Source organism: Francisella sp. XLW-1 (genome assembly GCF_008711455.1).
Taxonomy (GTDB): Bacteria; Pseudomonadota; Gammaproteobacteria; order Francisellales; family Francisellaceae; genus Francisella; species Francisella salimarina.
On sequence record NZ_VXKP01000002.1, the window covers coordinates 49,654 to 61,538 of the forward strand.

The following is an 11,885-nucleotide window of genomic DNA, read 5'->3' on the forward strand; positions in this document are numbered from 1 at the left end:
ATCCTTTCAAACTATTAGATGCGTATCATTTTATTAAAAATATCTAGTATTCTTTTATTAGCCTCTTTATCTATAAATTATACTTTTGGATATGCTCATACCAAACTAATGCTCGAGAATAACTGTAGTACAGATGCTGTATTTACCATCAAAGATAAAAATAACAAATCAACTTTTACAATGACACTAAAACCACACCAATACTATATAACGAAAGAGCTAGCAAATGACAACTTCATGGATTCAACAACATCGTATTATGATATTGGCTTCAAATCTAAAGATTCATCAGGTTCTGTAGAATACGAGTTATCAAATGGCTTTTTTTATTTTGGTAAAAAGGGTGCAAATAGAGCTTTATTCAAAGATCCAAAAGGTAATATAGAAATAAATCATCAGTTTGACAATGATGGTTATGAGTACTACTGGACTAACTATTCAGTGAACCTCAAAACATTGATAAGTGGCAGTTTAATAACACCAACTTTTACAGTTTCTGCATGCCATCAAGAGCTAGATATATTCGATAGTTTATTATTTGGTGTCAAAAGAATAATGATATTTGGTGATAGCTTAAGTGATAAAGGCAACCTATATAAGTACTCATTACAGCTCTTACCAAAATCAACACCATACTATAGAGGAATGTTTTCTAATGGAGAGGTATGGTCAGAACAGTTTGCAAATAGACTTTATTTAAATAATATCCCTGTGAGTAATTATGCGGTAGGCGGTAGTTCGGTTATAGTTTTTCCTGAATGGGCTGATAATAGTACTCCATACGTTTTAGATAATCAGGTCAACTTGTATCTAGACTTAGAAACTAATGATGATATAAAAGACAATTTAGCAATATTTTTTGTCGGAGGTAATGACTATTTAACTACTAATCCAGAGATGACTGATATTGATGGAGCAGTCAAACAAGTGACCGATGGTATTTTCAATGCTATTGAAAAAGTATCAGCAAAACAGACAGTTATTGTTGGACTACCGGATCTAAGTATCACAGGAGAATCTAAATCACTTAGCAATGAAAAAATTCTCAAAAAAATATACAAACAGCATAATAAAATTTTAAGAGAATATGCAGATAAACATAAAATGAAGTTTATAGATATTGCTATAGTATTTGAGGAAATGGTAAATAATACTAAGAGCTTTAATAAAAAATATAATGCAACTATAAGCTTGGATCATATCAAAGATTCTTGTTGGTTGGGAGGGTATCTTTTATCTGAGAAATCTAATATTGATAATGCATATAATAGCCTAGAGGCTAACGCCAAAACAGACTCTAAAGTCAAAATGAATGATCTATTAGATCAGCCATCAATGCAAAGTGTTATAGATGCAGGATATGCTGGTAGTATGTGTGATAATCCCCAAGATTATGCGTTTTGGGATCATGTTCATCCAACCTATCAAGTGCATAGGGCATTATATGATTATATACTTTCAGAATTAGGTGTTAGGCCTGTCACAAGAGATAAATGATAGTAATTTTTCAAAATTTTGTTAAATAATTATTTGACAAAGATAATTCTAAGTAATATGCTGAAAGATATGGACTTTGTTCCATATGAATTATAAGCATAGTCTTATAAACGTGTTGATTTGATAACTCAGCTTGCGGACACGAAAAATAATCTGCTAAAAGGTGTTTTGGATTATTCCATCTTTCCCTCTCAGATTTCTCCCAAGCTAAAGAGTTTTATAAGTAGGAGAAAACTATGAGTAAATATTCTTTAGAAACATTAGCCGTACATCGCTCTATACCAGAAAAGAGCGGGTCGGTACAAACACCTATACATCAAACTTCTAGTTTTGTATTTGAAAGTACAGAGCATGCTGCAAATCTTTTTGCATTAAAAGAGTTCGGTAGTATATATTCACGATTAACTAACCCAACAGTAGATGAGTATGCTTCTAGGTTAGCTAATCTTCATGGAGCTGCTGGAGGATTTGCCTGCTCATCAGGACATGCAGCACAACTTTTGATTTTCTTAAATCTACTTCAAAGTGGAGATCATATAGTTGCTTCTAAATATTTGTATGGTGGTTCAGTAACACAACTGACACATACATTTCCAAGGCAATTTGGGTGGCAGTCAACTCTAGTTGATATAAATAAATTAGATGAGGTCAAAAATGCTATTCAAGAGAACACCAAAGCACTATTTATAGAGTCTCAATCTAATCCTTCCGGAGTTATTGCCGATATCAAAGCACTTGCAAAAATTGCTCATGAAGCTGGTATTCCATTGATAGTTGATAATACTGTTGCAACACCTTATTTATTAAATCCATTAGAACATGGCGCAGATATTGTCTCTTATTCTTTGACAAAATATTTAAGTGGTAATGGTTCTATAGTAGGTGGTGCAGTTGTCGATGGAGGAACTTTTGATTGGTCAGCGAATGATAAATTTCCTTTATTAGCAAAACCTGATAGATCCTATAATAATATTTCATTTCATGAAACTTTTGGCAAGTTGGCTTTTACCGTTAGGGGGCTTGCAGTTGGTTTGCGAGATATAGGTGCCACTCTTAGTCCACATACTGCTTTTTTGGCTATACAAGGTCTTGAAACATTGGGAGCAAGGTTAGACAGGCATATCAAAAATGCTGAAAAAGTAGCAAAATTTTTAAATGCTCATCCAAAAATTAGAAAAGTTAATTATGCTGGTCTTGTTAATTCCCCATATAATCTTTTGGCTAATAAATATTTTCCAAAAGGTGTCGCTGGATTGCTAACCATAGAGTTAAATGAAGGATTTGAGGCTGGTAAGAATTTGGTTGAGCAAACAAAGCTATTCACACACTGTGCTAATATCGGTGATGCTAGAAGCTTGATTATACATCCAGCTTCAACCACACATTCACAGTTAACAGAACAAGAGCGCATACAATCAGGAGTATCTGATGGTTTGGTAAGATTATCAATAGGCTTAGAAGATGCTAATGATCTAATAGAGGACTTAAAGCAGGCTTTGGATTATTCGGAGGTGCAGTATGACGATCAATGCAAAAAAGCCATTTGAGTTTTTTAGAGACTTACAGCTTAATTATCAAACTGAAATTAGTATCAAAAATAGCTCTAGTATCAAAAGATTAAAAGTTGCTATTGTAAATTTAATGCCAACTGTCAAAGAAACTGAAAAGCACTGGGCAGATGTACTTTCTCATAATAACTCTACAATTGTTGAGTTAGTGTTTTTTCATTCATTAGTACGTCCTAGTACAAGAGTTAGCGAGAGTTACTTACAAGAAAATTATGCTAATTGGCAGGATTATGATTTTGCTGATTTAGATGGAATTATTATCACAGGGGCTCCTGTTGAGTTATTAGAGTTTGAGAGCGTTGATTTCTATCCAGAAGTTTGTGAGATAATTTCAAAAAGTCTTGAGTATGAATTATCTGTGATGTTAGTTTGCTGGGCTGCTCAGGCTGGTCTAAATTATTTATATGATATAAATAAACAATGTCTAGAAAATAAGTTATTTGGTGTATATGAACATAAACCTATTAAACATGATCATCCACTATTAAAAGGTATAGATGGTGAACTTAAAGCTTGTATATCTCGACAAACAAAAATTACAGATCAGAAAGTATTGGAATATACAGACGTTATCCTAGCATCTGCAATAGATGGCTTAGATTGTTTAGCTGATAAAAAGTATGATATTACCTATATGTTTAATCATCTTGAGTATACTCAAGATACTCTAGAAGCAGAGTATTTAAGGGATAAAGCAACTATCGATAATATAGCTAAGCCATATAACTACTATGACAGCCAAAATAATATTGATTATTCATGGCAAAATGATAGAAAGACTTTTTATTCTAATTGGTTGGATATTATTAAAGATATTAAATAGCAGAATTATAAATTCCAAGCTTTTATTATATCTTCCTCAGTGATTTTCTTTTGATTGAGATTCTCAAAGTAGATCATATATTGTTTAATGAGCTGGTTAATATACATATCCTCACCAGATATATAGAAAATATCATTTTTGTTACAATACTCAAATAGATAGTTTTTCTTATTATCTTTTTCAGGCATAGCGTGACAAAATACAATTTTTGCATTCTTAACTAAATCTATAAATTGAGTATTTTGCTCTAGCTCTGGTGATGATGATATTGGTGTAGCATCTACTACTAGGTCATACGGGCCTTCAAAATGAGGGATGTTTTCTATACCTAGTTCTTTTCTTTTTTGAGCTACTTTCTCAGCATCTCTACCGACGATAGTTACTTTTATTCCTAAATCTTGTAGTACCTTAAAAGCCACACCAGATACGCCACCATTACCGTATATTACTGCGGTTTTTATAGTTTTGTTTGATGCCTTTATACCTTTTTTAAGAGCTGTTTTTAAGCCATGACAGTCTGTATTGTAACCATAAAGTTTGCCATCTTTATTGATAATTGTATTAACTGCTAAAGTCTCTTTAGCTAGTGGTTCTATGTAATCTAAAAATGGTATTACTTTTGATTTTAGGCCATTGTGAGCCGTTACTGTACCACCATTGACAAAGGGTGCTCTAATAGCATCAGTATAAGTCTTAGCAGTTATATCACCAGAAAATGTAAAATAACAAAGGTTTAAGCCTAGCTTCTGTATAGCAGTATTATGTCTTGATACAGATGAGTTACTACCAGAAGTAGAAAATAAAAACTTAGTCTCAGTATTAAGAGGAGCTTTAAAATTATCAGACATCTTATTTCCTTAGCTATGAATAATTAACATTGAGTATGCTCTAAGAGGAGGGAGCTTGCCTTTAGTTGTTTTTTCTATAGTCTCCGTACCAGCTCTTTCATGATTTGCGACAACATGCCACTCATTAGTTTCGGTAATAGGGACAATATCATTGATATCGTAATTTTCTATAGCTGTCGCATTATACACTACAACTATATTTTTCCACATATCTCCATTGGCATTATCCTTGAGATGAGATACGATAACTCCAGAATGAAGATCATGGTATGCTGCTGAAACAATTAGGTGTTTACTAATATCCTCAGGGCTAGTCATTCTAAAAGCAGGGTGTTCTTTTCTTATCTTTATAAGTCCTTTTACATAATCAAAAAAAGGCTTGTATTGTAATTTATCTTGCCAGTGAAAAGCATTAATATCATCACCACTCTTATAACTGTTATGATCACCTTGCTTTGTTCTCAAAAACTCACAACCACCATGCAAGAATGGTACCCCTTGAGATGTTAATAAAATACCAAGGGCTAAACCGTTTTGGCGAACTCTACGACTTTCAAAGATATTTTCGGGAATATTTTTTCGATAATCTCCAGCTTGAATGTTCCTTTGCAGGCTTTTTTCAATTTGATCCCAAAGTGTATAGTTATCGTGAGCATCTACATAGTTGATAGTCTCTTTAGGGTTAGCAGTTAGATCATGTATAGAGCCTCTAAGACCTTCCATAACCTTGCCGATATTGGCTGGATTATGAGCATCTCCATTGATGTAACCATTACCTGGACTATTATTGCCTCTAATCGCATCCCTAAATGTATCATTAAATACACAGAAGTCTTGGTTTCTTTGAGTGCCCCTATATGTACCATTTCTTAGAGGTGAGTCACCAGCTTTCCATGGTTCTCCATAGACTATAATACCTGGATCTATTTGTTTTACTTCTTCAGTAATTTCTTTGATAGTATCCAAATCGATTAGTTCCATTAAGTCAAATCTTAGACCATTGACTTTATAGTTTTTGACCCAGTGCAGAACGGAGTCTTTGATAAACTTGCGCACCATTGGTTTTTCGGTATCAAGTTCATTACCACACCCAGAACCATTGGTAAAGTGGCCTTGGATATCAGTCCTGAAATAATATTTTGGCACAATATTGTCAAAGTTCGATGTATCAGTCATATGGTTATATACCATATCCATAACGACACCAATACCTTTGTTATGGAATCCGGCAATCATTTCTCTAGCACCTTTGATTCTTTGAGTTGGATCAAAAGGATTAATAGAGTAGCTTCCATCTGGAGCATTGTAGTTTTGTGGATCATATCCCCAGTTTCTATTATCTTTGATATTGGCATTTGACTCATCAACTGATGAAAAATCAAATATGGGTAATAGATGTACATGAGTGACACCAAGTTCATGAAGACTATCTATACCCGTTGAAACGGATAGTTCACTATTTGGAGTAGTTATTTCAGATCCTTCATATACTGTACCTAAAAACTTGCCTTTAATGTTCTCTGGTATTCCACTATCGGAGCCGATACAGAAATCTCTAACATGTAATTCATAGATAACAGCATCCTGAGGGTTTTGAGGTGTATGGAAGTAGCTGTTTTTCCAGCTTTCAGGAGATAGCTCATCTGAGTTAAGGTCTAGTATGAATCCTTTTCTACCATTGGCACCAAGTCCAACTGCATAAGGATCTATAGCATAAGTTATTTTTGTATACTTATTACCACGATAGTCTATATCATCAAAGTAAAGTCGATATATATAGAATTTGTTTTCACAGAGATCTCTAGGTATACAGGCACTATGTGTACCATATTCTAATTCTGGAATTAAATTAAATGCATCATCAGGCATCTCGTGTTTGTCATTATCATCTTCATGATATATCAAAAGCTCAACGTGTTTTGCTGTCGGAGCCCATATCCTAAATGATACTGTGTCATTAGAGAAGACAACACCCATATCATCATTTGGATAGTAGTATTTATCCAAAAAGTTACCGAATAATACTTTCGTTGGCATAAAGGTATTATTTGCACGTATTTCTATTAAATCGCTTGGCTTAAGCTCAGAAGGCAAATTGGTAAATATAACTTTTTTAGACTTATACTTAACGATATTTACAGCGTTTGTAACTTTTTTCGAATTTATCCATAGTTCAAATATAGTACCTATCAGAGGAGTATCTGATAAATAAGCCTCTATTTTATTTGGCTCATCAAGTACAGCATAATTTATTCTGGCATTAGTTCTGTTGACAACATCACTTAGAGAAGTATAAATATCATGATCTCCATAAACTATATAATAGTTATCATGATCTTCATCTATTTTGAATGAGCTTGTTTGTTCAGCCCAATCGTTCTGCCAGTAAGTGCTCCATGTTCTTTTGCGTGCTATTATGTTTTTATTTACACAATCAGCATATAGTCCAAAGTCGCTCTTTTTAGAAAGTGATTTTGGGCGTGTTTTTCCTTTTTCATCATATGTCCATAAATCCCAGCTAAAGTCCTGCCCTAGATATTGTTCATCTTTTTTTATAAAGTGAATAAGTTGACCTTTACGAGGTTCCCTAGCTACTCTAAAAATTCTTTCTGCTTTATGGTTAGGATTGTTTTTGCTACTACAATATACTTTGACTTCACTTATATCTGTTACAGAAGGGTCAACACTCAATTTATTATCTTTGACTTCAATAAGCTTTGATTTTGGCTCTACTCGCCATGTAACATCAACAATACTTCTTTTTTTTGTTAAAGACTCTGTTATCGCTATCAGGTCAACTTTATATCCAGGAACTATGTAATCTTCTGATGCTTTTATTGAAAGTATCTGAGGATTTACAAGCCAGTTGAAAGTCAGTGGTTCAAAAACTCTATTGCTTTCAGAAAGTCTTCTTTCATTGCCCTCTAGATCTATCAAAATAAAAGTATATTGATTTGAGCCATTGATAAGCCCAGAGATCTTAAGAATATTTTTTGTCAGCCATAAGCTACCATCATCAGGGTCAGCTTCCCATATTAGCCTATATCTATCTTCTTTTTTCCATTGATTAAATTGCCCTGTAACATAACCGTATGAGAAGCCATGTGCATTTATTCTAAATCTAATACTGTTTGTATCTGGGTCTTGGTCTAGAGAGTATTCAGCATCGAACTTTTCGAAGATGCTGTCTTTTTCTATCCATATATTATTTAATGACTGCATATTTACAACTTTTGCTTAATAATTTATATATTTTTTAAAAAAATTAGTTAAGCTATTATAGCCTTATTTTTTGAGTTTGAGAACAAGGGTGGCCATAGGCGGGATTTTTATGGCAATCTTTTGGTCAAAGCCATGCTGTGCTTCTGGAACTGATAGTATTTCATCTGAAATAACTTGGCCTGAACCTCCAAACTCAAGGCTGTCAGAATTAAAAGTCTCAATATATGATCCTGCATCAGGAACACCTATGTTGTAGTCGTAATAAGTTACAGGAGTAAAGTTACAAACAAATATTAGCTTTTCTTGGTTATCTTTACTAGCTCGGACAAAAGATAAGATACTCTGTTCAGAGTTGTTGGCATCTATCCATTGGAAGCCTTGGTGATCGTAATCACACTCCCACAATGCAGTCTCAGCTTTATAGAAGTCATTTAATTTTTTGAAGAAATGTAGTGTTTCTTTATGTGTGTGATATTCATCAACAACCTGCCACTGTAATTGCTCATATTCTCGCCATTCAACAAACTGTCCAAATTCACTTCCCATAAAAATAAGTTTCTTACCAGGGTGACCAATCATATATGACATATATAGTCGTAGGCCAGCATATTTATTCCATAAGTCTCCCCACATTTTGTTTATGAGAGATTTTTTGCCGTGAACTACCTCATCATGTGAAATAGATAAGATAAATTTCTCTGAATAGTGGTATACCATAGAGAAAGTAATTAAGTTGTGATGATATTTGCGATAGACAGGGTCTAATGAAATATAGCGTAGTGTATCGTTCATCCAACCCATGTTCCATTTAAAATCAAATCCTAAACCACCTTGTTCAACAGGTGTGGAGATATTTGGCCAAGATGATGATTCTTCAGCAATTGTGATCACTCCTTTGCAGGTATGCTTTAGGACGCCATTGAGTTCTCTTAAGAAAGCAATACCTTCCAAATTCTCATGTCCACCATGAATGTTGGGTATCCACTGTCCATCTTCTCTATCATAGTTAAGATATAAGATATTTGATACTGCATCTACACGAAGTCCGTCTATATGAAACTCATTGATCCAATACATTGCATTTGAAATCAAGAAACATTTTACTTCATTTCTACCCAGATCAAAATTATTTGTTCCCCAACCCTCGTTAACAGCTTTGGTAGGCTCTTGGTATTCATAACATGCACTACCATCAAAGCTGATTAATCCATGTTGATCTTTGCAGAAGTGTCCTGGTACCCAATCTAAAATTACACCTATATCATGTGTATGAAGTTTATCAACTAGGTGCTTCAAACCGACTAAATCGCCATGACGACTATTCACTGAGTAAAAACCTGTTGGTTGATAACCCCACGAAGCATCTAGTGGATGTTCATGTAACGGCATAAACTCTACATGTGTGTATCCCATATCTTTGATATACTCAGGCAGTATCTGGGCTATCTCTTCATAACTCATAAATTCGCCATCTTTGGTTTTCCAAGAAGCAAGATGTAGTTCATATATATTCATTGGACTATTGTAATAGTCAGCAGTAGCACGTTTTTTTAGCCATTTATCATCATGCCATTTATATTCCATCTGAGTATTTATTATGGATGCTGTATTCGGTCTTAATTCTGAGAAAAAAGCATAAGGGTCACTTTTATAAACGTAATGATTAGTATCTTTATTTGTTACAACAAGTTTATATTTTTGTCCATTTTTGGCACCAGCTATGAATACACTCCATAATCCTGAATTACTAATGAGTTTCATTTGATTTTTGCTTTGAATCTCCCAGTGACTAAAGTCACCTATGACACAAATACTTTTTGCATTTGGAGCCCAGGTTGTAAATCTAATACCATCAATACCACCTTCGCAGGCTGCATGAGCACCCATAAATTCATATGCATATATGTGCTTGCCTTCATGGAAGTAATGTATATCTTGCTCGCCAATAGTGGAATGTTTATTTTGTTTTGAATTTACGTTTTTCATAAAAGCTCCTAGTCAAAAGTATAGAATCAGTGTGTTTTTCAGCGTAGACGCTAATAAGTACTAAAAATCTCTATAATTACAATCTTAATCGTTTATATAAGCTTAGTAAACTGAATAATTAATTTAAAAAATAGTTTTACCAGCAATACAGATATTGGTTATTTTAAATTCATAGAGATAGTGATAAGATGAAATATATGGGCTTTCACCTATGCTCTATTAAGGTGACTAGGTAGTTCGCCAAATTAGTGTGTTTATTCTGTTAACATAATACTAGGGTAGAAAAATGGCAATTCAAAGAGTATTAACCAAACCTTTTGAAAATCAAAAACCAGGAACATCAGGTCTGCGTAACAAAGTCACTGCTTTTCAGCAAGCAGGATATTTAGAGAATTTTGTACAATCTATATTTAATTCTTTGAATGATATAGGAGGTAAGACTCTAGTTGTTGGTGGCGATGGTAGGTACTATAATGATGTAGCTGTACAAATTATTGTTAGAATGGCTGCAGCTAATGGGTTTGGTAAAATTATAGTTGGTCAAAATGGTATCTTTTCTACGCCAGCTGTTAGTTGTGTTATTAGAAAGTATCAAGCTTTTGGCGGTATTGTTTTATCGGCTAGTCATAATCCAGGTGGTCCAAAAGGAGACTTTGGTATCAAATATAATGTTTCTAATGGTGGTCCAGCACCTGAGAAAATTACAGATAGAATTTTTTCAGAAACTAAAAAGATTGACCAATACTTGATAAGTGATGCACCTAAAGATAGTGTTAATTTAAACAAGATAGGCACATACAAAATTGAAAATACAACCGTTGAGGTTATTAACTCAGTAACTGATTATGCTGAATTAATGCAACAAATATTTGATTTCGATAAAATTCGTGAACTATTTGCAAATGGTTTTAAGGTGCGTTTTGACTCTATGAGTGCAGTATCTGGTCCTTATGCAAAGTATATTTTTGAAACTCTTTTGCAAGCTCCAGCTGGTACAGTTGTCAATGCTGAACCACTTGAGGATTTTGGAGGTTTTCATCCGGATCCAAATCCTGTAAATGCTGAAGACTTAGTTAAGCATATGCGTAGTGGTAAGTATGATTTCGGTGCAGCTTCAGATGGTGATGCTGATAGAAATATGATTGTAGGCAAACAAATAGATGTATCACCTTCAGATAGTCTAGCAATTATGGCTGCAAATGCGCATCTTATACCAGCGTATTCAAAAGGAATTAAAGGTGTTGCTAGATCAATGCCTACATCAACTGCAGTTGACAGGGTGGCAGAGTCATTAGGTCTCCCTTGTTTTGAGACTCCAACAGGATGGAAATTCTTTGGGAATTTATTAGATGCTCAGAAAATTACACTATGTGGTGAAGAGAGTTATGGAACAGGTTCAGATCACATTCGTGAGAAAGATGGAGTTTGGGCAGTATTGTTCTGGTTGAATTTAGTTGCTGCAACAGGCAAACATGTTGATCAGTTGGTTGAGGAACATTGGCAAAAATTTGGTCGTAACTTCTATTCAAGACATGATTATGAAGCTATAGAAACTGTGATTGCTAACTCTATCATGAGTTCTTTAAGAGATAAATTATCTAGTCTTACAGGGACTCAATTAAATGGTGAGAAAGTGGCTAAAGCAGATGATTTTAGCTATACGGATCCTATAGATGGTTCAGTTTCTAACCATCAGGGAATAAGAATTATTTTTGAAGATGGTTCTCGAATTGTGTTTAGGTTATCAGGTACAGGAACACAGGGGGCTACTTTACGTGTATATTTAGAAAAGTATGAATCTAACTCTTCAAAATTTGATACACCAACACAACAGGCTTTAGCTACTTTGATAAATGTTGCTGGAGATTTAACCAATATTAAATCTTTAACAGGCATGGTTAAGCCAACAGTAGTTACTTGATTTAATTGCTATTATAAACA

The 11,885-nt window shown here is 34.0% G+C and carries 7 protein-coding genes and 1 riboswitch; of the genes, 4 read left to right on the forward strand and 3 right to left on the reverse strand.

Going from position 1 to position 11,885, the window contains the following annotated elements; genetic code table 11:
• Positions 1–18 precede the first annotated feature (18 nt).
• The 3 genes from F3D59_RS02825 (at position 19) to F3D59_RS02835 (ending at position 3,888) form a co-directional block, all read left to right on the forward strand.
• The gene (locus tag F3D59_RS02825) at positions 19–1,497 is read left to right on the forward strand and encodes an SGNH/GDSL hydrolase family protein (protein ID WP_150463717.1); all 1,479 of its coding nucleotides are present in this window, start codon (positions 19–21) and stop codon (positions 1,495–1,497) included.
• Positions 1,498–1,599: 102 nt separating this feature from the next.
• A riboswitch (SAM riboswitch) is annotated at positions 1,600–1,677 on the forward strand.
• Positions 1,678–1,733: 56 nt separating this feature from the next.
• A complete protein-coding gene (locus F3D59_RS02830) occupies positions 1,734–3,044 on the forward strand; it encodes an O-acetylhomoserine aminocarboxypropyltransferase/cysteine synthase family protein (RefSeq protein ID WP_150463718.1) in 1,311 nt (436 codons plus the stop codon).
• Positions 3,016–3,888 (forward strand): homoserine O-acetyltransferase/O-succinyltransferase family protein, encoded by an 873-nt coding sequence (locus tag F3D59_RS02835; RefSeq protein ID WP_150463719.1) that lies wholly within the window; start codon positions 3,016–3,018, stop codon positions 3,886–3,888. Before F3D59_RS02830 ends, F3D59_RS02835 begins: the two co-directional genes overlap by 29 nt.
• 5 nt (positions 3,889–3,893) lie before the next feature.
• On the opposite strand, the gene F3D59_RS02840 is transcribed toward F3D59_RS02835, so the two are convergent.
• The 3 genes from F3D59_RS02840 to glgB all read right to left on the reverse strand — a co-directional run bounded on the left by F3D59_RS02840 (position 3,894) and on the right by glgB (position 9,944).
• Positions 3,894–4,736, reverse strand: a complete 843-nt coding sequence (locus F3D59_RS02840; protein WP_150463720.1) for a shikimate dehydrogenase family protein — start codon at positions 4,734–4,736, stop codon at positions 3,894–3,896.
• Positions 4,737–4,745: 9 nt separating this feature from the next.
• Positions 4,746–7,958, reverse strand: coding sequence for a type I pullulanase (gene pulA / locus F3D59_RS02845; RefSeq protein WP_150463721.1), 3,213 nt, complete (start codon positions 7,956–7,958; stop codon positions 4,746–4,748).
• 63 nt (positions 7,959–8,021) lie between these two features.
• Positions 8,022–9,944, reverse strand: a complete 1,923-nt coding sequence (gene glgB, locus F3D59_RS02850) for a 1,4-alpha-glucan branching protein GlgB (protein ID WP_150463722.1) — start codon at positions 9,942–9,944, stop codon at positions 8,022–8,024.
• A gap of 286 nt (positions 9,945–10,230) precedes the next feature.
• Between glgB and F3D59_RS02855 the strand changes: the two genes are divergently transcribed.
• Positions 10,231–11,865 carry an alpha-D-glucose phosphate-specific phosphoglucomutase gene (locus F3D59_RS02855; RefSeq protein WP_150463723.1) on the forward strand — a complete coding sequence of 545 codons (1,635 nt, stop codon included), beginning with the start codon at positions 10,231–10,233 and terminating at the stop codon, positions 11,863–11,865.
• The last annotated feature ends 20 nt before the right edge of the window (positions 11,866–11,885 follow it).